We start from the raw sequence: 26,935 nt of genomic DNA, 5'->3' as shown, positions 1-26,935 counted from the left end.
GCCCCCGACCTCACCAGCGCGAGGCGGAGTTGAGGAGCGGACCGCTGTGGCTAGGACAGCCGGTCCCAGGCTGAGGGGTTTTCGGACGGCCCGGCGGGCGCCGATCATAGGAACATGGACCGCCGTGAACTCGCCGACTTCCTCCGCCGTTCCCGGGAGCGGCTGCGTCCGCAGGAGGTGGGGCTCGCCGCCGGGCCGCGACGCCGGACGCCGGGGCTGCGCCGCGAGGAGGTCTCGCAGCTCGCGGGCATGTCGGCCGACTACTACATGCGGCTTGAGCAGGCCCGGAGCCCGCAGCCCTCGACCCAGATGCTCGGCGCGCTGGCCCGCGCGCTGCGGCTGACCGAGGACGAGCGCGACCACCTGTACGTCCTCGCGGGGCACCGCCCGCCCGCCGGGCCATTCGCGGGCGACCACGTCCGGCCCGGCCTGCTGTACCTGCTGGACCGCCTCCAGGAGACGCCCGCGCAGATCATCGGTGACCTCGGGGACGTGCTGGCGCGGAACGCGATGGCGGAGTTCCTCTTCGGCTGCGTGTGCACGGTCGAGGAGCCCGACCGCAACATCGTGTGGCGCTGGTTCACCGACCCGTTCGTCCGGGAGGCGTATCCGGAGGGCGATCACGAGCACTACAGCCGCATGCACGTCGCCGACCTGCGCGCCGCCGTGGCGCGCCGAGGGTCCGACGCGGCCGCGTCCGCCCTGGTCAAGCGGTTGCGGGACGCCAGCGAGGAGTTCACGCGGCTGTGGGAGCGGCACGAGGTCGCCGTCCACCGGACCAGCCGGATGCGGGTGCTGCACCCCGAGATCGGGATGATCGAGTTCGACACGGAGGCGCTGCTCACCCCCGCCGAGGACCAGCGGCTGTTCGTGTTCACCCCGCCGCCCGGCAGCCCGAGCATCGAGGCGCTGGAACTGCTGCGCGTGGTCGGCCCCGAGACCGTCCACCGCAGCCATATCTGAATCAGGCGCGGCCCCTGAGGCGCCAGAGGGAGGTGACCTCGGCGGAGCGGGCGGCGTGGAGGGGGTCGTCGGGATCGGCGGCGCGGGGGTGGGCGGGCGCGGCGTCGAGGCGTCCGGCGACCTCCAGGCCGGAGGTCCCGATCATGCCGAGCAACTCGTCCCGGGTGCGGAGGCCGAGGTGTTCGGCCAGGTCGGAGAGGATCAGCCAGCCCTCCCCGCCCGGCTCCAGGTGGTCGGCGAGGCCCCGGAGGAACCCGCGCAGCATGCGGCTGTCGGGGTCGTACACGGCGTGTTCCAGCGGCGACGTCGGTTTCGCGGGAACCCACGGCGGATTGCAGACGATCAGCCCCGCACGTCCGTCGGGGAACAGGTCGGCTTGGACGGCCTCCACACGGTCGGATACGTCCAAGCGGTCGAGGTTCTCTTGGGCGCAGGCAAGCGCGCGCGGGTCCTGGTCCGTGGCGATGACCTTCCGTATGCCTCGGCGTCCGAGAACGGCGGCCAGCACGCCGGTGCCCGTGCCGATGTCGAAGGCGAGGGCTGTTCCGGGGAGCGGCGCTCGGGCGACCAGATCCACGTACTCGCCCCTGACCGGGGAGAACACCCCGTAATGCGGGTGGATCCTGTCTCCGTCCAGTGCGGGTATCGGCACGCCCTTCCGCCGCCACTCATGCGCGCCGATCAGCCCCAGGAGTTCGCGTAGGGACGTCACGTAGGGCTCGTCGCACGGCCCGTACGCCTCCGTGCACGCCTGGACGACATCGGGTGCGCGCCTGAGCGGAACGACATGTCCCGGATCGAAGGGGATGAGGAGCATGCCCAGCGTCCGCGCGCGCTGGGCGCGGGCCTGGCGGTAGAGGTGGAACGCCTGGACCTGGGACGGTTCCGCGCCCTTCCGCCTCTGGCGCCGGGGCGGGCGGTCGATCCGGCGGGCCAGCGCCGACAGGAGCTGGCGCGCGTTCTGGAAGTCGCCGCGCCACAGCAGCGCCGTCCCCTCGCAGGCCAGCCGGTACGCGTCGGCCGCACGGGTCTCGTCATCAGCGACGACGACGCGGCGCGGCGGCGGCGCGCCGCTCTCCGAGCGCCACCGCACGCGGCGCTCCGCGCCGTCCGCGTCGCGCCAGCCGATGACGGCCTCTTCCGTGCGGGTCGGTCCTTCGTTCACGTCGTCCATTCGCCGCTCGTCGACCGTTCCGTGAGATCCCCGCCGATCGTACGGCGCCCGGGGACGGGGCGTGCCCGGCGGCCGCGCCGGGGGAGCGTGTGGTCGCTTGTTCACCCCGGTGGGAGGATTGCCCGATGCGACTACCAGGGCCGATGCACGTGATCAACGAGGGTGCGGCGTTCGTGCTGGAGGTCGTGGCGATCGGCGCGCTCGCCTGGTGGGGGTTCACGGCGGGCGACGGCGCGCTCGTCCACGCCTTCCTCGGGCTCGGGGCGCCCGCGCTGGCGATCGTGCTGTGGGGCCTGTTCGCCGCGCCCAAGGCCCGGTTCAGGGTGCCGTTGCCGTTCGTCCTGCTAGTGAAGGCGGTGGTGTTCGGCGCCGGTGCGTTGGCCCTCTACGGTGTGGGACGGCATGCGCTTGGGCCCGCCTTCGCCGTCATCGCCCTGGTGAACACCGCCCTCGCCACCCTCGACCGGCGGACCCTCCAGGTCACGGACCGGTGAGGTCGGCGCTCGACCGGTGTTCGGAGGTCTCGGCCAGCTTCCGCAGCGCCCGCTCCGACGGCGAGCCCGGTTCGGCCGCGTAGAGCATCAGGCGGCTCAGGTCGGGGTCGCCGGGCAGGTGCAGGGTCTCGAACGGGAGAACGAGCGGCCCCACGTCCGGGTGCCGGAGCCGTGCCTCGCCGTGCGTGAGGTCGGTGACGTGGTGCGCGGACCACAGCCGAGCGAACTCCGGGCTCCGCTCCAGCAGGCCGTCGATCAGCGACCGCAGGCGCGGGTCGTCCGGATCCTGGCCGGACCGGAACCGCAGGTAGGCGACGTTGCGGCGCGCCACGGTCAGCCAGTTGTCGGCCAGCCGGGCCCGGTAGTCGGCGTTGAGGTGGATCTGGTGCGACCAGGTCCGCTCGTCCGGCGGGACCTCCGCGAGGTCGACGAACACGGCGGCGGTGAGGCGGTTCCAGGCCACGACGTTGGTGTAGTGGCCGACGATGTAGGCGGGCGCGTGGTCGATGGCGTCGAGCAGGTGCTGGAGCGGGGCCCGCAGCCGGGGCGGTCGCGGGGTGTGCGCGCGGCGCGGCGGGTGCGCGAGGCGGTGCAGGTGGACGTGCTCGTCGGCGTCCAGGCGCAGCGCCCGCGAGATCGCGTCCAGCACCTCGGTGGAGACGTTGTCGGCGGTGCCCTGCTCAAGGCGGATGTAGTAGGCGACGCTGACCCCGGCGAGCTGCGCGAGCTCCTCGCGGCGCAGCCCGGGGACGCGGCGGCGGCTCCCGTAGGAGCGGACACCCACGTCCTCAGGTTGCAGGCGCGCGCGCCGCGACCTGAGGAACTCCCCGAGCTCACCGTTCCTCGCCATGCGTGTGAGGCTATCCGGCGCGGCGTGCCGGGCGGTGCGGAGGTTTCCCGTGAAACCTTCGGCGATCAGGCGGGCCTCGCGGTGATGTCGCCGTTGCTGGTGGTGAGGTCGAGCCGGTGCGGCGCGGACGGGTCGTTCGTGACGCCGATCTTCCGGTCGCCGTTGCTGGTGTGCGTGGTGACCTGGTAGCGCCCGGCCGGGACCGTGAGGGTGATCGACCCGTTGGACGTCCTGGCGCGGATGTCCTGCTGCGTGACGGGCGTCAGCCGGATGGAGCCGTTCGACGTGCGCGCCTCGATCCGGTCGCCCCGCAGGCCGCTGCCCTCGATCCGGCCGTTGGAGGTCCGGACGTTGATCGGGCCGTTCACGCCGTCCATGTGGATCGATCCAGAGCTGGTGTGCACGTCGACCTTCCCCACCCGCGTCAGGGTGATCCGGCCGCTCGACGTCCCGCCGGACACCGCGAGCCCGGCGGGAAGGTCGACGGTGTAGCTGGCCGAGCAGCCCGAGCCGCAGCCGTTCAGGACCAGGACGCCGTTCTCGACGCGGTGCGTCTCCCCCTCGGGACGCTCCCCGCGGTACTTGAGCTTGCGGTGCAGCGACGTTCGGGCGGCGCCGCCGCGCAGCGTCACGCTCCCGGCGCCGTTGTCCAGCCGGACGGCGGTGAATCCGCCCTTCGGAGCGGCGTCGTCCTCGTAGGTCGAGGCGAAGGCCATGTCGGCCGCGCCGCAGGCGCTCAGCGTGGTCGCGGCGACCGCGACGGCGGCGATGGCGTAGAGCTGGCGGCGCACGGAGGTCCTCCTCGTTCAGGGTGATCATTGGAGAACCTACGGAGCCGGGGGCCGGACGGTCGCCACGCCCGGGAGCCATGTCGGTTCTCACTCCCAGGTCTCCGGTCCTGCTACTGGCGGTGGTACCAACAGCGGAGGGCTGGGTAGGCGCGCCCGCCCCGGCGACCCTCGTCATCATGACCTTCACCACCGCCGCCCCCGCCGTACAGCGGATGTCGTCGCGGCACAAGCTGACCCTGACCCTCCTGCTCGGCGCGCAGTTCATGCTCGCCATCGACTTCTCGATCCTCAACGTCGCCCTGCCGGTCGTCGGCGAGGGACTCGGCTTCGGCCTGGACCAGTTGCAGTGGATCGCGACCGCGTTCGCGCTGCCCGCGGCCGGTTTCACGTTGCTGTTCGGACGCGTCGCCGACCTGTTCGGGCGCCGCCGGATGCTGCTCGCCGGAATGGCGCTGCTCGCCGTCGGATCCCTCATCGGCGGGCTCGCGACCGACCCGGCCGTCCTGCTGACCGGACGCGTGCTGCAAGGGCTCGCCACCGCGATCGCGACCCCCGCCGCGCTCTCGCTGCTCACCACGTCCTTCCCCGAGGGGCCGCTGCGGACGCGGGCGCTCGGCCTCAGCGGGGCGCTGATGTCGGCCGGGTTCACCGTGGGCGCGATCCTCGGCGGCGTCCTCACCGACCTGCTGAGCTGGCGCTGGGCGTTCCTGGTCAACGTCCCGGTCGCGGTGCTGATCCTCGCCGTCACGCCCGCGCTGGTCGCCGAGAGCCGCGCCGCCGGCACCACCCGGCTGGACGTCCCCGGCGCGGTGACCGTGACCGGCGGGCTGCTCGCGCTGGTCTACGGGGTCACCACCGCGGGCGCGGACGGCTGGGGCGACCCGGTCGCGCTCGGCTCGCTGGCCCTCGCCGCCGTCCTGCTGGTCGCGTTCGGCCTGGTGGAGCGGCGTTCACCGGCGCCGCTCGCGCCGCCGCGGGTGCTGACGAGGCGCACCGTGACCTGGGGCAACGTCGGCGGGTTCGTCGCGTTCGCGACCGAGACCTCGCTGGTGTTCCTGATGACGCTCTACCTGCAGCGCGTCCTCGGCTTCTCGGCCCTCGCCACCGGCCTCGCGCTGGGCGTGCTCGGCGCCGGGACGTTCGCGGGCGGTGTCGCCGCGCCCCGGATCATGGCACGCCTCGGCGGCCGGGCCACGCTGGCCGCCGGGCTCGTCCTCCAGGCCGCCGCGACGCTGGCGCTGCTCGGCCTCGGGTCCTCGCGGGACGGGCTCGCGCTGCTGCTCGCCGCCACCGCGATCGGCGGGTTCGGGAACCTGGTCGCGATCGTCGCGTTCATGGGGATCGCGACGTCCGGGCTGCCGGACGGCGAGCAGGGCCTCGCGACCGGCCTCGCCACCATGACCCAGCAGGTCGCCATCACGCTCGGCATCCCGGTGATGAGCGCGGTCGCGACGGCGGCCGGGACCTCCGTCCTCGCCGGGGTGCACACGGCGACGCTGGTCAACGCCATGATCGCAGTCGCGGGGGCGGCGCTCGTCGCCGTGTTCCTGCGCCGCTCCGCACACTGATCTTCCGCGCCCGTCCGAAGGAGAGAACGCCATGGATCTCGAACTGTCCGGCAAGGTCTACATCGTCACCGGCGCGTCCGCCGGGATCGGCGAGGCCACCGCCCGCCTCCTCGCGGACGAGGGCGCCCACGTGGTCGGTGTCGCCCGGCGCCCTTCGGGGGACGGCGTCGCCGCCGACCTGACCGACCCGTCCGCCGCCCAGCGGATCGTGGACACCGCGCTCGACCGGCACGGACGGCTCGACGGCCTGGTCAACAACGCCGGTGCCCTCGAATCGCGGATCGGCTTCCTGGACGTCACCGACGCCCAGTGGCACGACACGTTCGAGCTGAACCTGCACTCAGCGATCCGGATGACCCGCGCCGCGCTGCCCGCGCTGATCGACCAGGGCGCGGGGAGCCTCGTCCACGTCGCGAGCGAGGCCGCCCGGTTCCCGGACACGCCGCTGGTGGACTACGCCGCGTCCAAGACCGCGATGCTGTCGGTGTCCAAGACGCTCGCGGGGGAGTTCGGGCGCTGCGGCATCCGCTCCAACGTCGTCACGCCCGGCCCCACCCGCACCCGGCTGTGGGACGCGCCGGGCGGGTTCGCCGACCAGCTCGCCGCGCAGTACGGGCTGCCGGTCGAGGAGGCGATCGACCGGTTCGTCCGGGAGGAGCGGCGGCTGCCCGCCGCGCGCCTGGGCACCCCGCTGGATGTGGCGCGCGTCATCGCCTACCTGCTGTCCCCGCTGGCCGTGCAGGTCACGGGCGCGGAATGGGCCGTGGACGGCGGCGCGCTCCGCCAGCTGTGAGATCGCGCCGGCCGTGTGCGGTCTGCCGGGCCCGCGGGGGCCGGCAGACCGCCGCCGCGTGTTCAGCCGGGGACCTTGTCGAGGAAGCCGTGCACGCGGTCGACGCGCCCGTCCGCGGCGAAGACCACCACGTCGAACCCGACCGCCAGCGCCTCGCCGCCCGCCGGGCCGAGTCCCCAGGTGAAGCGGGCGATGTCGTGGTGGGCGTCCACGTCCCCCTCCAGGCTGAACACCAGGCCGGGGAACTGCTGCTGCGCGGCGGCGATGAAGCCGTCCACGGCCTCGCGGCCCTCGGCCACGCCGAGCGGGTCGACGTAGACCGCGTCCTCCGTCCACACCTCGTCGATCGCGGCGCGGCGCGCGGCCGGGTCGGTCTCGTTCCAGATGGCCAGGTACTGCTCGATACGCTGCTGAACGTCGCTCATCACCGCTCCTGTGGTGTTCGTCCGGGTCTGTCCGCCCCGGTGACCACTACGGTGCCAACCGCGCGGCGGAAGATCGATTACCTCGGACGTCATGCCGGGGCCTCGGTGACGTTGATGTCGGATTCCCGCTAGTGATGAGTCCTGGCCATCGGTGATGCTGGGAGCATGCACGAGGATGTCGAAAGGTGCGTGCGGGCCGTCCAGTCGAAGGACGCGCGGTTCGACGGATGGTTCTTCACCGGGGTCGTGACCACCGGGATCTACTGCCGTCCGAGTTGCCCCGTCGTGCCGCCCAAGCCGGAGAACATGCGTTTCTACCCCAGCGCGGCGGCCTCCCAGCAGGCCGGATTCCGGGCCTGCAAGCGCTGCCGCCCCGACACCTCCCCGGGCTCCCCCGAGTGGAACCACCGCGCGGACGTCGTCGCCCGCGCCATGCGGCTCATCTCCGACGGCGTCGTCGACCGCGAGGGCGTCCCGGGGCTCGCCGGACGGCTCGGCTACAGCACCCGCCAGATCGAACGCCAGCTCAACGCCGAACTGGGCGCGGGCCCGCTCGCGCTGGCCCGGGCCCAGCGCGCGCAGACGGCGCGGCTCCTGATCGAAACGACACCGCTCCCCATGGGAGACGTCGCCTTCGCGGCCGGTTTCGCCAGCATCCGCGCGTTCAACGACACCGTGCGGGACGTGTTCGCGCTCACCCCGAGCCAACTGCGCGACCGGGTCGCCAGGGGACACCCGCCCGCGGGTTCCGGATCCCTGTCGCTGCGGCTGCCGTTCCGCGCGCCGCTCTGCCCGGACAACCTGTTCGGCCACCTGGCCGCCACCGCCGTCCCCGGCGTCGAGGAGTGGCGGGACGGCGCGTTCCGCCGCACCCTGCGGCTCCCCCATGGTCACGGCGTCGCCACGCTCCGCCCGCAGCCCGACCACGTGGCCTGCACGCTCACGCTGAGCGACCTCCGCGACCTCACGATCGCGATCAGCCGCTGCCGCTGGATGCTCGACCTCGACGCGGACCCCACCGCCGTGGACGACCTCCTGCGCGCCGACCCGGTGCTCGCCCCCCTGGTCGACAAGGCGCCGGGACGCCGCGTCCCGCGCACCGTGGACGCCCCGGAGTTCGCCGTCCGCGCCGTCCTCGGGCAGCAGGTGTCGGTCGCCGCCGCGCGCACCCACGCGGCGCGCCTGGTCACCGCCTACGGGGATCCCATCACCGACCCCCTGGGCGGGCTGACGCACCTGTTCCCGACGCCGTCCGCCCTGGCCGAGCTGGACCCGGAGACGCTGGCGTTCCCGCGGTCCCGCCGGACGACCCTCACGTCGCTGGTGGGCGCCCTCGCGCGAGACGAGATCGACCTCGGCGTAGGGAGCGACTGGGAACAGGCCCGCAAACGCCTCGGGGCGCTCCCGGGCTTCGGGCCCTGGACCGTCGAGACCATCGCGATGCGCGCACTCGGCGACCCCGACGCGTTCATCCCGGGGGACCTGGGCATACGCGCCGCCGCCCGCGCGCTCGACCTGCCCGCCACCCCGGCCGCCCTCATACGGCGTGCCACCGCGTGGCGCCCCTGGCGCGCCTACGCCGTCCAGTACCTGTGGGCGACGGGCGATCACGCCATCAACCTCCTCCCGGCCTAGAGAGGATCGACCCCATGAAAACGACGCATGCCGTCCTGGACAGCCCCGTAGGGCCGCTCACCGCGGTCGTGACGGACGGCGGCCTGTCCGGTCTCTATATGCACGAGCAGCGGCACCGCCCGCAGGAGGAGACCTTCGGCACGCCCGCCACCGACCCCGAGCCGTTCAGGACCATCAGTGAGCAGCTCGACGCCTACTTCGCGGGCGACCTCACCGAGTTCGACGTGCCCCTGAACCTGCGCGGCACCCCCTTCCAGAACCTCGTCTGGACGGCGCTCCAGGAGATCCCCTACGGCGAGACGACCACCTACGGCGCGCTCGCCGTCGAGATCGGCAGGCCCTCCGCGTCCCGCGCCGTCGGCCTCGCCAACGGCCGCAACCCGGTCAGCGTGATCGTCCCCTGCCACCGCGTCGTCGGCTCCACCGGCGACCTCACCGGCTACGGCGGCGGCCTGGAGCGCAAGCGCTTCCTGCTCGACTTCGAGCGCAAGACCAAGGGGGCCGCCGCCGCGCTCTTCTGACGGGAATGTCAGAGGGCGGGGATACCGTGCTTGACAGGGCCGGGTCTCCGGCCCTGCCAGGTCATGGAGGGGCAGGTCAAGGTGGAGTTCCGGGTCGACCGTCAAAGGCTCGCCGAGGCCGTGGCGTGGGCGGCGCGGACGCTGCCGTCCCGCCCCGCGCTGCCGGTCCTCGCGGGCATGCTCATCGAGGTCACCGGCGACGGCGAGCTGACGCTGGCGGGCTTCGACTACGAGGTGTCCGCGCACTCCCGCGTCGAGGCGGACGTCGCCGAGCCGGGGCGCGCCCTCGTCCCCGGGCGGCTCCTCGCCGAGATCGTCCGGAACCTCCCCGCCCAGCCCGTGGAGGTCTTCACCAAGGCATCCGAGGTCGTCCTGCGGTGCGGGCCCGCCGAGTTCGGGCTGCTCACGATGCCCGTCGAGGACTACCCCACCCTCCCCGAGCCGCCCGCCCGCGCGGGCACCGTCCCCGGCGACCTCTTCGCCGCGGCCGTCGCCCAGGTCGTCCCGGCGGCGGGCCGCGACGACACCCTGCCCATGCTCACCGGCGTCCGCATCGACATCGAGGGCGACACGATGTGGCTCGCCTGCACCGACCGCTACCGCATCGCGGCCCGCGAGCTCACCTGGAGCCCCTCCGACCCGGCCTTCACCGCGGGCGTCGTCGTCCCCGCCCGCACCCTCGCCGACACCGCCAAGGCCATCCGCCCCGGCGCCGAGGTCGCCATCGACCTCGCCGGAACCGCCGACACCCTGATCGGCGTCTCCGGCGGCGGCCGCAGCATGACCAGCCGCCTCCTGGACGACCAGTACATCAACTACAGGTCCCGCCTGGCCGGCACCTGGGCCTCCATCGCCGAGATCGACACGGCCCCCTTCGTCGAGGCCCTCAAGCGCGCCGCCCTCGTCACCGAGCGCGGCACCCCGATCCGGCTGTCGTTCACGGCGGGCGAGGTCCGCATCAGCGCCGCGTCCGGCGACTCCGCCCGCGCCAACGAGAGCCTCGCGGTGGACCTGACCGGCGACGACGTCGAGGTCGCCTTCAGCCCCCAGTACCTCCTGGACGGCCTCGCCGGCATCGACACCCCGCGCACCCGCCTGGAATGCGCGGGCCCCACCAAGGCGTCCCTCCTGACCGCCATCCCCGAAGAGGAGGACTCCGAAGCCGCCGACACGGGCTACCGCTACCTGGTCATGCCCGTCCGCCTGACCTCCTGACCGACCCAAGGAGCCCCTGCCCGCCCCCCGAATCCCAAGCACCCCGTCCTCACCGCCCTGCCCCCGAAGCCAAGGCCGTGCCTCGTCCGAGCCCACCGGACACGCACCCCGAACCGCGTGCACTAGAGAGCTGCGCGTGACTTTGTCCCCTTCCGAGCCTGAAGCGCACACGGGCGCGGTCACCCTTATCCGTCCCGCTCCAGATTTCCGTCCTGCGGTCCTCACGAGGCGCGGCACGGCCCGCCAGGGCTCGATCGCGCAGGAGCAGGACGCCCCATGCGCGCGACCCCTTCGCCTCATTCAGGGATTTGATCGCCGGGAGTTCATTGGCGAACCTGGGTCAGTAGGATGACCGGGAAGTTCACTAGATCGACCACAGCGGAGGGGCCGGAATGCTGGAGCGGATCACCGTCGATGAAGCTGTGCGCGCCCTGCGTCCGGACTTCGCCGTGCTGGTCATGACGGCCGAGGGGCTGACGAACGGTCCGAGTGACGAGCAGTCGGCGGACTGGCTTGCCGGGGCCGCCGCGAAAGCGGCAGACGACCCGCACGTGGAGGCGTGGCGCGAGGCGTACCGGGCCTTCGGCGCCAAACCGCAGCGCACCCGCCCCTCGGTGGACGCGCTGCTCCGCCGGGCCGACGCGCTGCCGTCCATCAACCGCGTCGTGGACGCCTACAACGCGGTCAGCGTCGAGTACGCGCTGCCGATCGGCGGCGAGGACCTCGACGCCTACCAGGGACCGGCGCGCCTGGTCAGGGCCACCGGAGACGAGCCGTTCGACGTGATCACAAGCGGTGAGCCCGCCGTCGAGCACCCGTCCCCGGGTGAGGTCGTCTGGCGGGACGACGAGGGCGTGACGTGCCGCCGCTGGAACTGGCGCCAGTGCGTCCGGACGCGCCTGACGGAGAACACGAAGAACGGCCTGTTCCTCCTCGAACGCCTGGAGCCCTATTCCCTGGACCGGCTGACCGAGGCAGGCGAGGAACTGGCGACACGACTCCGCGCGATCTCGCCCGGCGCTCACATCCAAAGCCGCCTCATCGGCGGGCGGTGATGGTCACGGCCCTAGCGCTCAGCGCGGCCCTCGCCTACGGCGTCGCGGACTTCCTCGGCGGCGCGGCGGCCCGCCGCTCGACCGCGCTGAAGGCCCTGGCCTGGTGCGTCCCGATGGGCTTGGCCGTCGTGCTCGCCTCCGCGCTGCTCACCGGCGGCGGCACCGGATGGGGCCCGATGGCCTGGGGATTCGGCGCGGGCCTGGCGGGCGGGACGGGCCTGATCACCTTCTACCGGGCGCTCGCGCGAGGCCCGATGAGCGTGGTCGCCCCCGTATCCGCCCTCGCCGCCGCCGTGCTGCCGGTAGCGGTAGGCACGATGCAGGGCGAGCGGCTGGACGCGACGGTCCTGCTCGGCGTCCTCCTCTGCCTGGTCGCGATCGCCCTGGTCAGCATGGAGGAAGGCAGCGCCGACGAGACCGCCCCCGCCGCCTCCGGATGGCGGCGCCTCCTGGACTCGGGCCCGCTGATGGCCGGGGTGTCCGGCACCTGCTTCGGGATCTTCTTCATCCTCCTGAAGGAGGCCGGGGACGGCGGCGGCCTATGGCCGCTGGTCGCCGCCCGCGTAGGCAACGTCGTGGTCGTCTTCACGGCCCTGCTGTACCTGAAGATGTTCGGCGGCGCCACCGAGCCCACCCCACCAGGAGCCCGACGCACGCTCATCGCCCTGACTCTCCTGTCGGGCGCCCTCGACGCCGGCGCGAACGCCCTCTACTTCATCGCCGTCCAGGACGGCCTGCTCAGCCTCGCCGCCGTCCTCACGTCCCTCTACCCGGCGATCACGGTCCTCCTGGCCCGAATCACCTACAGCGAGCGCCTCCGCACCGTCCAACGCCTGGGCATGGCCATAGCAGTAGCAGGCGTAGCCCTCGTAACCGTCGGCTGACCACGCCCCCCACCCAAAACGCCCTGACCCCAGATATCGACCCCTCACAGGGCAACGAGGACAAGAAGCTGCCGACACCGCGCACTCCGAAGGATCAGTCGCGAACCCCCGTGGGGGGGCGATGAGGACCCGGAACGGCGCCACGACCGCCTCCGCATCCTGCGGTTGCGAACCCTCCTGGGGCGATGAGGACATGACCACCAGACCTCAGCGGTCGAGCAACGACAAGTTGCGAGCCCTCGTGGGGGCGATGAGGACCGGGCCTTGTACCGGACTCCCGCCGCTCGGAACGCCAGGTTGCGAACCCTCGTGGGGACGATGAGGACCTCCAGGAGCGCCCCGCGCCGCTCGTCCCCGGTAGGTTGCGAACCCTCGTGGGGGCGATGAGGACCGTTGCCAAGCACCTGCATCCAGTGAACGGAGGTATTGAGGTTGCGAACCCTCGTGGGGGCGATGAGGACGCCATGGTAGAGCCGCTGGCTGGATGGCGCACGGGCGAACGTACATGGAGCGCGATTTCAGCAAGCCTCCGGTTGTGCGCGTGACTCCGGCGTGTCGCTGAAACGGTCAGTAGCGCTCTCGGACGGCACAAAGCGCCATTGGGCACTGACGAGGTCGTTGCTCATGGGGGGAGCAGGTTCCGGGCGGCGGTTCGTAGGGCGCGGGCCGCGTTCTGGGTGAGTGGTTCGCCGTGGCCGAAGCAGGCGATCTCGGTGTCGAGGGCTGCCAGCCGCTGGAAGGAGGCGGCCGCTGCTGGTGGGTCGGCGTTGAACACGCCGAGGATGACGCTTCCGTCGGGGGTGCGCGCCACCGTGTCTCCGGTGAACAACACCTTCGGGCCGGGGAGGTGCAGAGCGACGCTGCCGGGTGTGTGGCCTGGCGCGGCCACGGCTTGGGCGCCGCCACCGAAGTCGAGGACGTCGCCGTCGTCGAGCTCGTGGTCCACATGCACCGGTGCGGGCGGCTCTGCTGGCAGTTGCTTGCGGGCCTGCTCCAATATGGGCCGCTCCCAGTCGGCGAGGATCGGGGGCGGGCCTGTCGTCTCGCCGCGGATGAACGGCGCGTCGGCGCGATGTGCGATGACGCGTACGTCTCCCCACTCTGCGATCTCGGCTGCGGCGCCGACGTGGTCTTCGTGGAAGTGTGTCAGCACCAGTCGTCGCAGGTCCGCCGGGTCGTGGCCGAGATCGCGGATCCCCTTGGCGATCAGTGGTGCGCTGCCGGAGGCGTAGGTGTCGATGAGGGTGAGGCCGTCGGGGTCCTGCCACAGATACGCGTTCGCCACGGGGAAGCGGAGCAGGTGCAGGCCGGGGAGCAACCGGATGACGTCCATGCGGCCGATGCTAGGAGCCCGCCGGACACCGCAGAGAGATCTACGCCCTGCGCGGATCGGCTATGAGCGGAAGCAAGACGGCGGCCGGAGGGCGGGACCGTAGGGCCCGCCCTCGTGGCTGTCGGTGGCGGTGGTGGTGGGATTCGAACCCACGGAAGCTTGCACTTCACACGCTTTCGAGGCGTGCGCCCTCGTCCACTAGGCGACACCACCGCGGGGAAGCCTACCGGACTCTGCGGTGCGTGAAGAACTCGGAGAGGAGTGCGGCGCACTCGGGGGCCATCACCTCGGCGACGACCTCGGGGCGGTGGTTGAGGCGGCGGTCGCGGACGACGTCCCAGAGGGAGCCGACCGCGCCGGCCTTCAGGTCGACGGCGCCGTAGACGAGGCGGTCGAGGCGGGCCTGGACGGCGGCTCCCGCGCACATCGTGCACGGTTCGAGGGTGACGACCAGTGTGCAGCCGGACAGGCGCCAGGTGCCCAGGGCGGACGCGGCGCGCCGCATGGCGACGATCTCCGCGTGGCCGGTGGGGTCGGCGGTGCGCTCGCGGTCGTTGTGGCCGGTGCCGATGATCTCGCCGGAGGCGTCCAGGACGACGGCGCCGACCGGGATCTCGCCCGCTTCGAAGGCCACGCGCGCCTCGTCCAGCGCCCGGCGCATCGCCTGCTCGGGGTCAGTCACGGAGGCGGTCGAACTCCTCGCCGAAACCGGCCTGCTCGGCGACCGCGAGCAGGGCGTCGCCGGGCAGGGCCCGCTCGCCGAGGTCGCTGAGGCGGCCGGGGTCGATGCCGAGGTCGTCCAGCAGGGCGGGGTCGCCGGCGGCGTCGCCGTCGGGGACCTCGCCGACGAGTTGGGTGAACAGCGAGCCGATGCCGTCCTCGCGGACGGTCGAGACGTACGCGCGGGGCTCGTCCTGGCCGTCCAGGCGCAGGACGGCGAACCAGTCGTCGTCCTGTTCGATCAGCAGCACCACGGGGTCGCCGTAGGACTCGACGGCCGCCTCCCGCATCAGGTCGGCGACGTCGTCGACGCCCTCGGCCTCGGCGAGGACGGCCTCGGTCCCGATCCAGCCCTGCGGGGTCCGCGCGAAGACGGCGGCGAAGTACGACACGTGGCCATTGTGGCCCAGGCCGGCGCCCCGATCACACCCCTGGCCAGCAAGGTGTCCGATTCGTTCCCAAGGTCAGCCGACGGTGTCGAGGGCGCGCTCGAAGGCGGCGGCGAAGCCGAGCCGGCCCGCGATGCTGAGGAGCATCTCGTCGGGGTACAGCTCCAGGTCGCCGGAGATGGCGCCGATCTCCATCTCGTCCAGCCCGAGGTCGGCGAAGATCGACATGTCGCCGACGGGGAGGACCTGGTCGAGCTCCTCGTCGTCGGGGATCGGGATGTCGAGGTACTCCAGGACCTGCCCGGCGAGCGGCCAGTCGACCGAGGCCGTGACGTCCGACAGGAAGACCATCACCTCGTCGCCCAGCAGCCGGATCGCGACGAAGAAGTCGTCGCCGACCGACACGAGCCCGACGGTGCCGCCGAGGCTCGGCTGCTGGCGCAGGGCATGGATCAAGCCCGCCAGATCCCCGGTGAGGGCCACCGGGAGGATCTCGGCCTCCCAGCGCTCGTCTTCCCGGTACACCACGACGGCGAAGTCCGTCGCGTCAACATCCGTCATTTCCACCCCACCGGCGCGGTTCCTGCCAGGGCATGGTCGCAGATGCGGCGCGCCCTCGCGTGCCCCACGGCCAAACTCGCCACCGCACCCGCGTGTGAGATCGGGAGTCAGTGCCGCATTTCCGGCGCACGATGTAGAAAGCTACTGGATGTCCGTCAGTTCAGGCGGAAGGTGCGGCGGCGCAGCGCCGCGTGGATGCGCGCGCGGCGGGAGCGGTGCGGGGTCACGCGTCGGCGCAGCTCGCGGGCCTCCGCGAGTTCCCGCAGGAAGATCGCGCGGCGGCGCAGCCGTTCGCGCACCTCCTCGGGGGTCACGTCACCCTGCCGGTCCTCGGCGGGGCGTGCTGTGACTTCGGTCACCGGGGGCGTCGGGGGGTCGGGCGCGGGCTCGCGGACCCGCGCCGGCTGCTGATCACTCTCGCTGCTCATATCGGCATACTGCCCAGCTCAGAGACGTCCTATCCTGGTCCACAAGGGTCTGGCAGGCGCTGCACGGTGCACTACGGTGTGCCCATGCAGACCCTCGCCGTCGACCATCCGCTCGTCGCGCACAAGCTCACCACGCTGCGGGACGTCCGCACGGACTCCCCCACGTTCCGCCGCCTGGCGGACGAACTGGTCACCCTTCTGGCGTACGAGGCTACCCGCGACGTCAGGGTCGTCGAGGCGACCGTCGCGACACCGCTCGTCGAGGCCGGCGGCGTCCAGCTCGCGAGCCCGAAGCCGCTGGTCGTGCCGATCCTGCGCGCGGGCCTCGGGATGCTGGACGGTATGACGCGGCTGCTGCCCACCGCCGAGGTCGGCTTCCTCGGCATGATCCGGGACGAGGGCACCCTCCAGGCCCAGACGTATGCGACGCGCCTCCCCGACGACCTGTCCGGCAGGCAGTGCTACGTCCTCGACCCGATGCTCGCCACCGGCGGGACGCTCGCCGCCGCGATCAAGCTGCTGCTCGACCGGGGCGCCGACCACGTCACCGCCCTCTGCCTGCTCGCCGCCCCCGAGGGCCTGAAGTACCTGGAGCAGGCGTTCGCCGACACGGCCGCGCCCGTCCGGGTCGTCACGGCCGCGATCGACTCGCACCTGAACGAACAGGGCTTCATCATGCCCGGCCTGGGGGACGCCGGAGACCGCCTCTACGGCGTCGTCTGACCCCGGGGCGTTCAGGATTCGTTCGTCGCCGGTACGGCGGATGTTCGTTCCAGGTGGCAAGGGGTAATAACGCGCTACGGAACGTCAGTGCGCGTTCCCCTCCGCCGTCCCGGCACAGGGGACCGTTTCGGACCGGGCGGTGCGAGCGAGGCCGAGGATTCATGATGGCTCACCAAGGGGATGGCGACCTGCGGCGCTACGCCGTGATCGGCGAGCGGCTGGGCGAGGAGTTCGAAGGGGTGCACGCGGACGAGACCGTGGCCCGCTGCGTGTCCGCCGCGCGGTACGGAGCCGAGGAGGTCACCGGGGCGGCGCCGCCCGAACTCGTCGAACGGATCGCGCGGCGGCATCTGGAGGTGCTCGCCACGGTGGCGGCCGAGAAGCGGCGCCGGGCGCGCCGGTCCTCCCTCGACAACGCGCCATGACGGTCGGCCCCGTCCCGATCGTGGTCTGAGGAGTCACGCCAACGCGCCATAGTCCTTGCTTTGCCGGTGATGCGGGCTGTGCGAAACTGAACCGGGGTTCGTGACGCTCCGGGAGGCAGCCTTGCCCGCAGGGAAGTACATGACAGCGGCCGCCGCGGCCTCGGTGCCCGCGGCGGGTTCGCCGGCCGCTCTCGTCCCGGCGCTCGGCTGAGGCCCGGATGAGGCTCGTCACCCCCGGCGACTCCGCCCCCGCGTCCGTCAACAAGTACCTCCTCCCGCACGAGAACCAGGTCATCACCGTCCGGCGGCACCCGGCGGTGCTGATGGTGCCGGTCGGGTTCCTGCTCGGCGGTCTGATCGTCGCGAGCATCCTGAGCAACACCGCCGGGGGCGGCGGCTCGGCCATCTCGTGGATCTGGTGGGCCTGGCTGATCCTGCTCGCCTGGTTCGTCTGGCGGGTCGCGGAGTGGTCGGTCGACTACTTCGTGATCACCAACCAGCGCATGCTGCTGACCACCGGCCTCATCACGCGCAAGGTCGCGATGATGCCGCTGGCCAAGGTGACCGACATGAGCTTCAAGCGCACGATCGCCGGACGCATGCTCGGCTACGGCGAGTTCGTGCTGGAGTCCGCCGGTCAGGACCAGGCCCTGTCCACCGTCGAGTACCTCCCCTACCCCGAGCAGCTCTACCTGGAGGTATGCGAGATGATCTTCCCCAACAAGAACCCCTCGGACGACTGACCGCACGGCCATGCGACCCGCGTTCCGCTCGGCGAGCGCCACGCGGGACGAGCGAGCCGCGCCTCCGAGGGCCGATCGGCCTGCGGTTTTCCACGAGGACGGGCCGGTATCCCGGGTTTCCCGGCGATCTTGGGGGGATCGTCGGATACGGTCGGAGTCGAAAAGGCGTCGCGCTCGCCGGGGGTCCCGGCGGGCCGCCGACCCGTCCGCAGGCCGCGCGCAGGGGCGCGGCAGGACAGCGCGGACGGACGCGGCGGGCCGCGCGGGGGCGGCCCCAACCGCCGTCGAACCGGCACCGCGCGGCGCTCGAACCACCGGTCCAAGGGGGGTGGACAGGTCTGAACGCGCGGGTGCTTGTCTTGCCGCTTCATTACTCTCGATGTGCGATAACCCGCAATGTGCAATCATGTCGGCACCCCAGCCGCCTGATTACTTCCGCTAAGTGAGTCCACATGCCGGGTCCAGGCAACGTCGGCGAACGTGTCCGCAACCTGCGGCTGACCAGACGCTTGTCGCAGGCACAGCTCGCCGGTCACGACCTTTCCGACAGCTACATCTCATTGATCGAGTCCGGTAAGCGCACGCCGACGCCGACCGTGCTGCGAATGCTGGCCGAGCGCCTCGGCTGCACTCCGGAGTACCTCGCCGAGGGCGTCGAGCCGGAGCAGCGCGCCCATCTGGAGGTGCGGGAGCGCCATGCGCACCTCGCGCTGCTGGGCGGCGACCCCGTGACCGCCGAGGCGGGCTTCGACGAGGTGATCGCGCGCAGCGACGACCAGGAGCTGACGGCGCGCGCCCGCTGGGGCCGCGCCCGCGCCCTGGAGGAGCTCGGCCGCACCGACGAGGCCATCGCGCTGTTCGAGGAGCTGCGCGAGCAGGCCGAGCGGGATCCGGGCCGCGCGAGCTGGCTGCCGCCGGTGATCGCGCTGGCCCGCTGCTACCACGCGGTCGGCGACCTCGGCCAGGCGATCGCGCTCGGCGAGCGCGCCATGGAGCGGCTGCGGCGGCTCGGGCTCGGCGTGGGCCAGGAGCACACCGAGGCGGGCCGGATCCTCCTGCTCGCCTATGTGGATCGCTCCGACCCGCGGCGCGCCCACGAGATCGGGCGGCGGCTGCTGTTCCCCGAGGTGCCGGGGGACGTCTCGTCCACCAGCGCCTCCTACCAGCGGGCCAGCCTCCTCGCGCTGGACGAGGGCACGATCGGCGATTCGCTGTACTTCGCCGACCAGGCACTGGCGGCGCGCGGCGACGGCCTTCCCGTCCAGACGCACGCGCGGCTGCATCTGGCGGCGGCAAAGGCGCTGCTCAGGGGCGTCCCGCCGTTCTCGGACGCGGCGCCCTCGCCGCTTCCGGGGGACGCCGGCGGGGTGGTCCCCACGTCCGGCGAGTACAGCGGGACGGGTCTGCCGGGCATCGAGCGGCCCCGCGCGGAGGGGACGAGGGAGAGCGCGCAGGAGGCGCTCGGGCTTCTCCAGGGCGCCGCCGACCTCAGGGGCGCCGAGGCGACCGAGAGCGTCATCGCCAAGGCGCGCGCGCTCGTGCTGGTGGGCGAGGTGGACCAGGCGATCGTCCTGCTGGAGGAGTTCATCGACGCGGGCACGGCGCTCGCGCCGCCGGGCAACGGACCCCGTCCGGTGCCCGCGCCGCCCGACAACGAGCTCGTCGCGCGTAGCCAGCGCACCGTCCTGGCCCGGCTGGTCCTGGCGCGGGCCCGTGTCGCCCAGGGCGACCCCGGCGCCGCCCAGGCCGTCCTCAGGGCCGCCTCGGAGCAGCTCACGACCCTTCCGGCCGGGCGTCCGGCCGCCCATCTCTACCGTGAGCTGGGCGAGATGTACGAGCTCGTGCGCAGCAACGACGACGCCGCGGCGGCCTACCGCCGGGCGCTGGAGGCCGCCGGCCTGCACCCCGCGCGGGCGCAGGAGGCGACCAGCGACCTCGGACGCGTCTGACCGTCCCTGGTTGGTGACACTGGACCCCGGAATAAATCCTGGGTACCAGTGTTCCTAACATAGAGACATGGGATGACCGGATGTCGCTGTGACGGGCGGCACCCTGTGTTCCGAACCGCAGCCGACCGAGGGGGACCGTTGACCCTGCGCACCGCCCGCCGCTCGTCGCTGGTCGACCAGGTGATCGACCAGCTCAGGAGCGAGATCACCGGGGGGACCTGGCCGCTGGGCGCGAAGATCCCGGCCGAGCCGGTGCTGTCGGAGACCCTCGGCGTCGGCCGCAACACCGTCCGGGAGGCGGTGCGCGCCCTCACGCACGCCGGGCTCCTGGAGAGCCGCCAGGGCGACGGGACGTACGTGCGCGCCGTCAGCGAGCTGTCCGGCGCCGTCCGGCGGCGCCTGGAGACGGCGGAGCTGGTCGAGATCCTGGAGGTCAGGCGAGGGTTCGAGGTCGAGGCCGCCCGGCTCGCCGCCGAGCGCAGGACGCCGGAGGACATCGCCGCGATCACCACCGCGCTCGCCGAGCGGAACGCGGCCTGGGCGGCGGGAGACCACGCCGTCTTCGTCGAGGCCGACCTCGCGTTCCACACCGCCGTCGTCGACGCCACCCACAACCGGGTGCTGACCGACCTCTACCGCGACTTCAGCGCGGCGCTCCGCGCCAGCATCGGCGCCGCCGGGATCCTCCTGGAGCACGCCGACGTCCCGCACGGCCCCATCGCCTCCGCCATCGAGGCCGGGGACGTGACGGCCGCCACGGCCGCGACGCATGCGTGTCTGGACCAGATCCTGGCCTCGACGAAACCCCGCGTCCGCACCACTTGAAGGGACGCCCCCGCCGGGACGTCCGTGCCGCCTCCGACTTCCGCGATCGCCAGATCTCCTAGCGCCGCCGAGTAGCCCGACTGCGCCTCGGCACGCCCGGGATCGTTCGTGCAGCCCTCCGAAACCGAAGACCTGCCCAGTTCGACGCGCCATGACGGCGCATGACGAAGGTGAAATGACTACCTCGGCCATGACCCCGACCACCCGCGTCTCGCGCGCCACGGCCGCCTGGTCGCTCGCCGGCCTGGTGCTGCTGACGATCAACCTGCGCGCCGCGATCACCGGCGTCTCGCCGCTGCTCGGCGATCTGCGCGACGCGCTCTCGCTCTCGGGCGTGCAGGTCAGCGTGCTGACCACGCTCCCGGTGCTGTGCCTCGGCCTGTTCGCGTCGCTGGCGCCGGTGCTCGCGCGCCGGGTGGGGGCGGAGGTCGCCATCGCCGGATCGCTCGTGATGATCACGGCGGGGATCGTGGTCAGGGTCGTCCCGTCGCCGGTCGCGCTCTACCTTGGAACGGTCCTGGCCGGGGCGGGGATCGCGATGGGCAACGTGCTGATGCCCGCCGTCATCAAGCGCGCCTTCCCCGAGCGCGTCGGGTCGCTGACCGGCCTCGCGATGATGCTGATGGCCGCGAGCGGCGCCGTCGCGGCCGGGCTCGCCGTGCCGCTGGACGCGGCGGGCGGCTGGCGGCTCGCGCTCGCGGTGTGGGCCGTCCCGTCGCTGATCGCCGCGCTGACCTGGGGGCCTCTGGCCCGCGGCGCCCGCCGCGACCGCCCCCGGCAGGAAGGCGCCCCCCGCGCGGCCCGCGCCGGCGGGACGCTGCTGCGCTCGGCCAAGGCGTGGTTCGTGGCCGCGTTCATGGGCCTGGCGTCGCTGATGTTCTACGTGCTGATGTCATGGTTGCCGGAGATCATGCGGGACGCGGGATACGCGCCCGCGACGGCCGGGATGATGGTCTCGGCCATGCTGATCGTCGGTATCCCGCTCGGGTTCCTCGTCCCGGTGTTCGCCGCGCGGCTGCGCGACCAGCGTGCCCTCGTCGTCGCCGTGGCGGCGACGATGGTCGTCGGGATCCTCGGGCTGCTGGCCGCGCCCGAGGCCGGCTGGGTCTGGGTGCTCACGCTCGGCCTCGGGACCGGCAGCGCGTTCCCGCTCGCCTACACGCTGCTGAGCCTGCGGTCGCCGAGCCCCTCGGTCGCCGCGCGGCTGTCCGGGATGGCCCAGACCGGCGGTTATCTCCTCGCCGCGGCGGGGCCGCTGGCCGTGGGCGTCCTGCACAGCGTCACGGGCGGCTGGGAGGTCTCGCTCGTCCTCCTGCTCGCGCTCGTGGTGCCCGAGCTGGTCTTCGGCCTGCTGGCCGCGCGACCCGGGTTCGTGCGGCCGAGCCCGGACCGGGTGGAGCACCTGGTCGAGGCCAAGGAGATCAGGCTCCCCGAGCCCGCCAGGGCCCGCTGAGGCTCCAAGCCGTCCGTGCGACCGTGGCCTCAGAGTTCGAGCTTGAACCCCTCGTGGCTCCGGACGAAGCCGAGCGAATCGTAGAAGCGGTGCGCGTCGTCGCGGCGGCGGTCGCTGGTCAGCTGCATCAACGTGCAGCCCCGCGAACGCGCGCGGTCGATGGTGTGGCGGAGCAGGAGACGCCCGAGCCCGGCGCCGCGCCGGTCGGCCCTGATCCGGACGGCCTCCACATGCGCGCGTTCCTGCCCGTGCCGTCCCAGGCCCGGGATGTAGGTGACCTGGAGGCAGCCCACGGCGGCGCCGCCGTCGTCGAGGACGAGAATCTCGTTGCGCGGGTCGGCGTCGACGGTCTCGAACGCGCGGATGTACGCCTCGTCCACCGTCGCGACGCCGTCGGTGAGCAGCGCGACGATGTCCGCGAGGTCGGCACGGACGGCCGGACGGACGATCACCCGTGCATGTCCACGGCGTCGAGGTCCAGGACCCGCGCGTGCAGGACGACCCGCTGGTGCAGCGCGGCGCGCAGGGCGCGGTGCAGGCCGTCCTCCAGGTAGAGCTCGCCCTTCCACTGGACGACGTGCGGGAACAGGTCGCCGTAGAAGGTGGAGTCCTTCGCCAGGAGCGACTGGAGGTCGAGCTCGCGTTTGGTGCTGACGAGCTGGTCGAGGCGGACCTGGCGGGGCGGGATCTTGGCCCAGTCCCGGGACGAGAGTCCGTGCTCGGGATAGGGCCTTCCGTCACCCACCGCCTTGAAGATCACGCCCTGAGTCTACGGGGTCGCATGGGGCCGGAGAAGGCACGGCAACTGAAGGGGTCACCGGGTTTCGCGAATCCGGTAAACCACTGACATCGCCGCTCGGCGACGCGGTGAATAACTACGTCGCCGTGGCCGCGTCCAGCCTGGCCCCGCCGCGCCCGAGAGGGTCGCCCAGATCACACCCGGCCCTTCTTGGCCGCGTCGAGGAAGGACCTCCATTCCGCCGTTCCGAAGCGCAGCACGCCCGCACCGGGAGCCTTGGAGTCCCGGACCAGAAAGGCGCCCCGTCCATCCCGGGCTATTTCGACGCAGTCCTGGCCGTCCCCGCTGTGCCTGCTCTTTCGCCAGGTGGGGCCCGATGGGGTGGACGTGATCAAGCTGGGTCTCCGATCCGTGGTGGTCGTGGGGGGCGTCCTACATCTCGTCCGCGGCGCGGCGGATGAAGGCGCTGGATTCGTCCGGGGGGATCGCTCGTTCGCGGAGCTGCTCGAAGGCGAGATGGTAGCGGTAGACCTCCATCTCGTCCTCCACGTAGACGCTTCCCCGGAGAAGTTCCACAAAGACCATATCGGTCTGCGGATGGGGGAATTTGAGCGTGATGAATGATCCGGCCATCGCGGCGTGCGCGCCGGCGTCGAACGGCAGCACCTGGATCACCACGTTCGGCATCTCGGCGAGCGCGGACAGATGTTCGAGCTGCGCCTTCATGACCGCCGGGCCGCCCACGCGCCGCCGGATGGCCGCCTCGTCCAGCACGACGTGCAGATCGACGGGCGGCTCCTCACGCAGGCGCCGCTGCCTGCGCAGCCGGACGTCCACCCGCCTCTCGACCCTGCCCGGGGCGGGGTCGACGACCATGCCGATCAGGGCGCGGGCGTACTCCTCGGTCTGTAGGAGCCCGTTCAGGGACTGCGCGCTGTAGCAGCGCAGGGCCTGGGTCTCGGCTTCGAGGCCGATGTAGTCGGCGTAGTCGCTGCCGACATCGGGGAAGGCGTCCCACCAGCCGCGTTCCTCGGCCCCCCGCGCCATCGCGAGCAGCCGCTCGCGGTGGCTGCCGGTGACGTGGTAGAGGTCGATGAGCTTGCCGAGGTCGCCGGGCCGGACGAGCGTGGCCGCCGTCTCGACCCGCGACACCTTGGCGCTGGACCACCCGAGGCTGCCGGCGACCTCCTCGCCCGTCAGCCCCTCGATCTCGCGCAGCCTGCGGAGTTCGCGGGCGAGCTGCCGCGCCCGCACCGGTGGTGAGCGGCGTTCTGCCATATGGACCTCCGCCAGGCAGCCGACTGCTATGTTGCAAGGCTGCAAGCAATACTACGTGAAAGCTTGCATGTATCGCTACGTTCCCGCATGCTGAGACTTGGGGAGTGGGGCCCTGTGGCCTCGGGAGGCGAGAGCCTTGGCGATACCGGCACCAGAGCACGCACGTCCGGCGCGGGCGTGACCGCGGATGGACGAGCGAAACGGCATGATCGCGGGGGAGCCGCGTCCGGACGAGGGGCGGCTCGGCTACCACTTCCTCGCCGCCGTCGACATCGAGGGCTTCAGCCGCCTCCACACCCTCGAACAGGTGCGGACCCAGCGCGCGCTGAGCGTCGCGCTGGACGCCGCCGCGCACGCGGCCGGCCTCGACCGGCACCGCTGGACGATCCAGGTCACCGGCGACGGCGAGCTCGCCGTCCTGCCGCCCGGAATCGACGGGCCGCGCCTCGTCGCCGACTACCCGCACGAACTCGCCGACGCTCTAGCCGCCGTGAACCGGACCCGGCACCCGGCATCGCCCCCGTCCGCGCCCCGACTGCGGGTGCGGCTCGCCCTGCACCACGGCCCCGTCGCCGACGGCCACCTCGGCCCGGCCGGCAGCGGCCCCATCGTGATCTCGCGCCTGCTCGACCTCGACCCCCTGCGCGCCGAGCTGTCCCGCCAGGAGGACGAGGACCTCGCCCTGATCGTCTCCCCCGCCCTCTACGACGACGTGGTCAGGAGCCGTTTCCGCGGCCTCGATCCGGAGGGCTTCTATCCGGTGGAGCAGATGGTCAAGGGCGTGCGGCACCTCGGCTACATCCGCGGCGGCCGGGAGCCGTCCGCCCCCGCCGCCCGTCCGCGCGCGGGCCCGCCGCGGACGCCGGTTCCCCTATTCTCACTCGGCCGAAGGGGACGGACAATCCCGGCGCCGCAATGACCGGTGGGCGAACTCTTGCCGAGCGGACAATACCGGGATAGAACTCGATCAGGGACGAGACTCCGGTATGTGTTCGAACCCCGGCACCATCCGGTCCGGGGTCCTTTTGGCTGAGAGGGATGTAATGTCGGCTCCTGATTGGTCCACCGCCGCGTGGCGCAAGAGCGCTCGCAGCAACGGTATCGGCAACTGCGTCGAGGTCGCGACATCCGGCGGCATGATCGGTGTCCGCGACTCCAAGGACATCTCCGGAGGCGTGGTGCTCGTCTTCGCCAAGGACGACTGGTCGGCGTTCACCGGCACCGTCAAGGCGGCTCGCGCCCGCCACTGAAACGCTCCCTCCCCCGGTTTTCGTCCGCCCCCCGCTGATCAAGCGCGGTCCCTGCGGCCATCACCGGCGAATCCGGAGTACGTTCGCGGCTTGGACGTGTCATTCGTTGGGGGCACGTCCAAGCCGCGTTTCGTCTTGCCGCCATGCGGAGTCTCTGAACGATCATAGTTTTGGCCGCACGCCCACAACGGGAAGGCGAAAACGTTTGATCCCAACCGAGCTGTAAGGCCCAAAAACGGAACCGGAAGATCCCGCCATCGGGCCGCGCCGTCGGCTCGGCCGGCCCACCGGCCCGCCCCGACCGGGTGGCGGCGGCAGCCGGGGTATAGCTTGCAGCAAAGGCATCGGCAGAGCCCCATCGGCAGGGCCCCACCGGAGGCAGGCGCTTCATGGCTGAGTTCAAGGTCTTCCCCGATCCCGCCTCGCTCGCGCGGGAGGTCGCGGCGAGAGCGATAAGGGAGATCGACGAATCCGCCGGCGAGAATGGCGCGGCGACCTGGGTGCTGGCGGGCGGCAGCACTCCGGCGGCGGCCTATCGCATCATCGCCGAACACGCGGCGGACGTCGCCTGGGACCGCGTCAGCGTCATCATGGGCGACGAGCGATGCGTGCCGCTCGACCACCCCGACTCCAACTGGCGTCAGGCGGTCGACCTGCTGCTCTCCAAGGTCCCGATCCCCGAGTCCGGTCGGACGCCGCCTCCCGTGCACCTGCCGCCGGCCGAGGCCGCCGCCGAATACGCGAACGTCCTGGGCGCCCTCCTCGGGCAAACGGAATTCGGCCCCCGCCTCGACCATGTCTGGCTCGGCATGGGAGAGGACGGCCATTGCCTCTCCCTCTTCCCCGGCCACCCGGAACTCGACGTCACGGAACCGAGCGTCATTCCCGTCCTCGATTCCCCCAAGCCGCCGCCGGCCCGCATCACCCTCACCCTCGGCGCGCTCCGCGCGACCCGGAACTGCCTGATCATCGCGGCGGGCGCGGGCAAGGCCGCCGCCGTCGCCGCGGCGCGATCGGGCGACCTGGACCTTCCGGTGGCACTGGCCGCCCACACCATCGAAGAAGCGGGCGGAACAGTCACCTGGCTCGTGGACGAGGCCGCCGCGGGAAACTAGCCGGTCACCGCGCCGAGAGCCGAATCAGGGCCGGACGACCCTCGGACGCTCGACCGTGCCGGGAAGGTCGGTGACCTCCCAGGCCGCCTCGATCATCTGGAAGATCTCGTTCAGCGCGGCGTCCGGATCGGCCGCCTCGCGGGCCAGGGAGAAGGCGTCGATCGCGAACCTGGCGATCGTCCGGCAGGACGTCGTGGAGTCCGGCAGGCCGAACTCGGCGGCCATGGCCGCCGCCAGCGATTCCGCGTGGCGCAGCCGCATCGCGCTCTCGTACTGCCGCAGGGCGGGTGACTCGTCGATCATCTCCCAGATCGGGAGGGCGCCCTCGGCCCCGCAGTGCGCGACCAGGGCCTCGATCTCGCGGCGCAGCGCGGGGATGAGCCCTTCGTGCGGCGCCCGGTCGGTGACGGCCCGGACGAGGCGCAGCTCGAAGTCCTCGTCCTGCTCGAACACCAGGGCCTCTTTCGAGGCGAAGTGGGAGAACAGCGTGGTGACGGCCACGTCGGCCTCGGCGGCCACGTCGCGGATGCCCACCGCGTCGTAACCGCGCTCCAGGAAGAGCCGCAGGGCCGCGTCGGCGATCTTCTGGCGGGTCGCGGCCTTCTTGCGCTCGCGACGTCCGGGCACCGTCATGGC

32 protein-coding genes and 1 tRNA gene are annotated in these 26,935 nt (G+C 72.3%); 18 read left to right on the top strand and 15 right to left on the bottom strand.

Features of this window, described 5'->3' with window-relative positions:
• The first annotated feature begins 114 nt into the window (after positions 1-114).
• Entirely contained in the window at positions 115-963 is an 849-nt protein-coding gene (locus KLI87_RS02420; RefSeq protein WP_156217144.1) for a helix-turn-helix transcriptional regulator, read from the top strand.
• 1 nt (position 964) lies between these two features.
• On the opposite strand, the gene KLI87_RS02415 is transcribed toward KLI87_RS02420, so the two are convergent.
• Positions 965-2,137 (bottom strand): class I SAM-dependent methyltransferase, encoded by a 1,173-nt coding sequence (locus KLI87_RS02415; RefSeq protein ID WP_214615660.1) that lies wholly within the window; start codon positions 2,135-2,137, stop codon positions 965-967.
• A gap of 125 nt (positions 2,138-2,262) precedes the next feature.
• On the opposite strand from KLI87_RS02415, the gene KLI87_RS02410 reads away from it, so the two are divergent.
• Positions 2,263-2,631 carry a YrdB family protein gene (locus KLI87_RS02410; RefSeq protein ID WP_250903460.1) on the top strand — a complete coding sequence of 123 codons (369 nt, stop codon included), beginning with the start codon at positions 2,263-2,265 and terminating at the stop codon, positions 2,629-2,631.
• Here KLI87_RS02410 and KLI87_RS02405 read toward each other — a convergent pair.
• Entirely contained in the window at positions 2,618-3,481 is an 864-nt protein-coding gene (locus KLI87_RS02405) for a helix-turn-helix domain-containing protein (protein ID WP_156217146.1), read from the bottom strand. The genes KLI87_RS02410 and KLI87_RS02405 overlap by 14 nt on opposite strands.
• 65 nt (positions 3,482-3,546) lie before the next feature.
• Complete coding sequence (locus KLI87_RS02400; RefSeq protein ID WP_214615659.1) at positions 3,547-4,272, bottom strand: DUF4097 family beta strand repeat-containing protein; 726 nt, start codon at positions 4,270-4,272, stop codon at positions 3,547-3,549.
• 176 nt (positions 4,273-4,448) lie between these two features.
• Between KLI87_RS02400 and KLI87_RS02395 the strand changes: the two genes are divergently transcribed.
• Together KLI87_RS02395 and KLI87_RS02390 are read left to right on the top strand one after the other, a co-directional pair.
• Positions 4,449-5,840 (top strand): MFS transporter, encoded by a 1,392-nt coding sequence (locus KLI87_RS02395; RefSeq protein WP_214615658.1) that lies wholly within the window; start codon positions 4,449-4,451, stop codon positions 5,838-5,840.
• A 31-nt stretch (positions 5,841-5,871) separates the two neighbouring features.
• Positions 5,872-6,633 carry an SDR family NAD(P)-dependent oxidoreductase gene (locus KLI87_RS02390; protein ID WP_214615657.1) on the top strand — a complete coding sequence of 254 codons (762 nt, stop codon included), beginning with the start codon at positions 5,872-5,874 and terminating at the stop codon, positions 6,631-6,633.
• A 62-nt stretch (positions 6,634-6,695) separates the two neighbouring features.
• On the opposite strand, the gene KLI87_RS02385 is transcribed toward KLI87_RS02390, so the two are convergent.
• A complete protein-coding gene (locus tag KLI87_RS02385) occupies positions 6,696-7,058 on the bottom strand; it encodes a nuclear transport factor 2 family protein (RefSeq protein WP_214615656.1) in 363 nt (120 codons plus the stop codon).
• Positions 7,059-7,223: 165 nt separating this feature from the next.
• On the opposite strand from KLI87_RS02385, the gene KLI87_RS02380 reads away from it, so the two are divergent.
• The 5 genes from KLI87_RS02380 (at position 7,224) to KLI87_RS02360 (ending at position 12,368) form a co-directional block, all read left to right on the top strand.
• Positions 7,224-8,693, top strand: coding sequence for a DNA-3-methyladenine glycosylase 2 family protein (locus KLI87_RS02380; RefSeq protein ID WP_214615655.1), 1,470 nt, complete (start codon positions 7,224-7,226; stop codon positions 8,691-8,693).
• Between the two features lie 14 nt (positions 8,694-8,707).
• Positions 8,708-9,214: a methylated-DNA--[protein]-cysteine S-methyltransferase gene (locus KLI87_RS02375; protein WP_156217150.1), complete on the top strand. Its 507-nt coding sequence runs from the start codon at positions 8,708-8,710 to the stop codon at positions 9,212-9,214.
• 81 nt (positions 9,215-9,295) lie between these two features.
• On the top strand, positions 9,296-10,429 hold the full coding sequence (dnaN, locus tag KLI87_RS02370) for a DNA polymerase III subunit beta (RefSeq protein ID WP_214616585.1): 1,134 nt from the start codon (positions 9,296-9,298) through the stop codon (positions 10,427-10,429).
• 392 nt (positions 10,430-10,821) lie between these two features.
• Positions 10,822-11,484, top strand: coding sequence for a B3/4 domain-containing protein (locus tag KLI87_RS02365; RefSeq protein ID WP_214615654.1), 663 nt, complete (start codon positions 10,822-10,824; stop codon positions 11,482-11,484).
• Entirely contained in the window at positions 11,484-12,368 is an 885-nt protein-coding gene (locus tag KLI87_RS02360) for a DMT family transporter (RefSeq protein ID WP_214615653.1), read from the top strand. The genes KLI87_RS02365 and KLI87_RS02360 overlap by 1 nt, the downstream gene beginning before the upstream one ends.
• Before the next feature lie 622 nt (positions 12,369-12,990).
• Here the strand turns inward: KLI87_RS02360 and KLI87_RS02355 are convergent.
• From KLI87_RS02355 to KLI87_RS02330, 6 genes are all read right to left on the bottom strand, one after another.
• The gene (locus tag KLI87_RS02355; RefSeq protein WP_214615652.1) at positions 12,991-13,701 is read right to left on the bottom strand and encodes an MBL fold metallo-hydrolase; all 711 of its coding nucleotides are present in this window, start codon (positions 13,699-13,701) and stop codon (positions 12,991-12,993) included.
• A gap of 125 nt (positions 13,702-13,826) precedes the next feature.
• A tRNA-Ser gene (locus tag KLI87_RS02350) sits at positions 13,827-13,914 on the bottom strand.
• 10 nt (positions 13,915-13,924) lie between these two features.
• Positions 13,925-14,383 carry a tRNA adenosine(34) deaminase TadA gene (gene tadA, locus KLI87_RS02345; protein ID WP_374225407.1) on the bottom strand — a complete coding sequence of 153 codons (459 nt, stop codon included), beginning with the start codon at positions 14,381-14,383 and terminating at the stop codon, positions 13,925-13,927.
• The gene (locus KLI87_RS02340) at positions 14,376-14,813 is read right to left on the bottom strand and encodes a hypothetical protein (RefSeq protein WP_214615651.1); all 438 of its coding nucleotides are present in this window, start codon (positions 14,811-14,813) and stop codon (positions 14,376-14,378) included. The genes tadA and KLI87_RS02340 overlap by 8 nt, the downstream gene beginning before the upstream one ends.
• Before the next feature lie 72 nt (positions 14,814-14,885).
• Positions 14,886-15,371 (bottom strand): tRNA adenosine deaminase-associated protein, encoded by a 486-nt coding sequence (locus tag KLI87_RS02335; RefSeq protein ID WP_156217155.1) that lies wholly within the window; start codon positions 15,369-15,371, stop codon positions 14,886-14,888.
• Between the two features lie 155 nt (positions 15,372-15,526).
• The gene (locus KLI87_RS02330) at positions 15,527-15,799 is read right to left on the bottom strand and encodes a hypothetical protein (RefSeq protein WP_156217156.1); all 273 of its coding nucleotides are present in this window, start codon (positions 15,797-15,799) and stop codon (positions 15,527-15,529) included.
• 84 nt (positions 15,800-15,883) lie between these two features.
• On the opposite strand from KLI87_RS02330, the gene upp reads away from it, so the two are divergent.
• The 6 genes from upp to KLI87_RS02300 all read left to right on the top strand — a co-directional run bounded on the left by upp (position 15,884) and on the right by KLI87_RS02300 (position 21,917).
• Positions 15,884-16,522, top strand: coding sequence for a uracil phosphoribosyltransferase (upp, locus tag KLI87_RS02325; protein ID WP_156217157.1), 639 nt, complete (start codon positions 15,884-15,886; stop codon positions 16,520-16,522).
• 164 nt (positions 16,523-16,686) lie between these two features.
• The gene (locus KLI87_RS02320; protein WP_156217158.1) at positions 16,687-16,947 is read left to right on the top strand and encodes a hypothetical protein; all 261 of its coding nucleotides are present in this window, start codon (positions 16,687-16,689) and stop codon (positions 16,945-16,947) included.
• Between the two features lie 218 nt (positions 16,948-17,165).
• Positions 17,166-17,690, top strand: coding sequence for a PH domain-containing protein (locus KLI87_RS02315; RefSeq protein ID WP_156217159.1), 525 nt, complete (start codon positions 17,166-17,168; stop codon positions 17,688-17,690).
• 452 nt (positions 17,691-18,142) lie between these two features.
• On the top strand, positions 18,143-19,639 hold the full coding sequence (locus tag KLI87_RS02310) for a helix-turn-helix transcriptional regulator (RefSeq protein ID WP_214615650.1): 1,497 nt from the start codon (positions 18,143-18,145) through the stop codon (positions 19,637-19,639).
• A 138-nt stretch (positions 19,640-19,777) separates the two neighbouring features.
• The gene (locus tag KLI87_RS02305; RefSeq protein ID WP_214615649.1) at positions 19,778-20,464 is read left to right on the top strand and encodes a FadR/GntR family transcriptional regulator; all 687 of its coding nucleotides are present in this window, start codon (positions 19,778-19,780) and stop codon (positions 20,462-20,464) included.
• A gap of 190 nt (positions 20,465-20,654) precedes the next feature.
• Positions 20,655-21,917, top strand: a complete 1,263-nt coding sequence (locus KLI87_RS02300; RefSeq protein WP_250903459.1) for an MFS transporter — start codon at positions 20,655-20,657, stop codon at positions 21,915-21,917.
• Between the two features lie 29 nt (positions 21,918-21,946).
• On the opposite strand, the gene KLI87_RS02295 is transcribed toward KLI87_RS02300, so the two are convergent.
• The 4 genes from KLI87_RS02295 to KLI87_RS02280 all read right to left on the bottom strand — a co-directional run bounded on the left by KLI87_RS02295 (position 21,947) and on the right by KLI87_RS02280 (position 23,934).
• Positions 21,947-22,369 carry a GNAT family N-acetyltransferase gene (locus KLI87_RS02295; RefSeq protein ID WP_214615647.1) on the bottom strand — a complete coding sequence of 141 codons (423 nt, stop codon included), beginning with the start codon at positions 22,367-22,369 and terminating at the stop codon, positions 21,947-21,949.
• Positions 22,366-22,677, bottom strand: a complete 312-nt coding sequence (locus KLI87_RS02290; protein WP_214615646.1) for a type II toxin-antitoxin system VapB family antitoxin — start codon at positions 22,675-22,677, stop codon at positions 22,366-22,368. The genes KLI87_RS02295 and KLI87_RS02290 overlap by 4 nt, the downstream gene beginning before the upstream one ends.
• 173 nt (positions 22,678-22,850) lie before the next feature.
• A complete protein-coding gene (locus KLI87_RS02285; protein WP_250903458.1) occupies positions 22,851-23,051 on the bottom strand; it encodes a DUF397 domain-containing protein in 201 nt (66 codons plus the stop codon).
• 37 nt (positions 23,052-23,088) lie between these two features.
• Entirely contained in the window at positions 23,089-23,934 is an 846-nt protein-coding gene (locus tag KLI87_RS02280; protein WP_156217164.1) for a helix-turn-helix transcriptional regulator, read from the bottom strand.
• A gap of 187 nt (positions 23,935-24,121) precedes the next feature.
• Here KLI87_RS02280 and KLI87_RS02275 point away from each other — a divergent pair, with 187 nt between their 5' ends.
• The 3 genes from KLI87_RS02275 to pgl all read left to right on the top strand — a co-directional run bounded on the left by KLI87_RS02275 (position 24,122) and on the right by pgl (position 26,299).
• Positions 24,122-24,853, top strand: coding sequence for a hypothetical protein (locus KLI87_RS02275; protein WP_156217165.1), 732 nt, complete (start codon positions 24,122-24,124; stop codon positions 24,851-24,853).
• 124 nt (positions 24,854-24,977) lie between these two features.
• Positions 24,978-25,184 (top strand): DUF397 domain-containing protein, encoded by a 207-nt coding sequence (locus KLI87_RS02270; protein WP_214615645.1) that lies wholly within the window; start codon positions 24,978-24,980, stop codon positions 25,182-25,184.
• 389 nt (positions 25,185-25,573) lie between these two features.
• Positions 25,574-26,299 (top strand): 6-phosphogluconolactonase, encoded by a 726-nt coding sequence (gene pgl, locus KLI87_RS02265; RefSeq protein WP_214615644.1) that lies wholly within the window; start codon positions 25,574-25,576, stop codon positions 26,297-26,299.
• 24 nt (positions 26,300-26,323) lie between these two features.
• Here the strand turns inward: pgl and KLI87_RS02260 are convergent, their stop codons facing one another.
• Complete coding sequence (locus KLI87_RS02260; protein ID WP_214615643.1) at positions 26,324-26,932, bottom strand: TetR/AcrR family transcriptional regulator; 609 nt, start codon at positions 26,930-26,932, stop codon at positions 26,324-26,326.
• Between the last annotated feature and the right edge of the window lie 3 nt (positions 26,933-26,935).

It is taken from the genome of Actinomadura sp. NEAU-AAG7 (assembly GCF_018603865.1).
Classification (GTDB): domain Bacteria; phylum Actinomycetota; class Actinomycetes; order Streptosporangiales; family Streptosporangiaceae; genus Spirillospora; species Spirillospora litoris.
The sequence above is the reverse complement of the archived record's forward strand: the minus strand, read 5'-3'. Positions and strand labels throughout refer to the sequence as shown.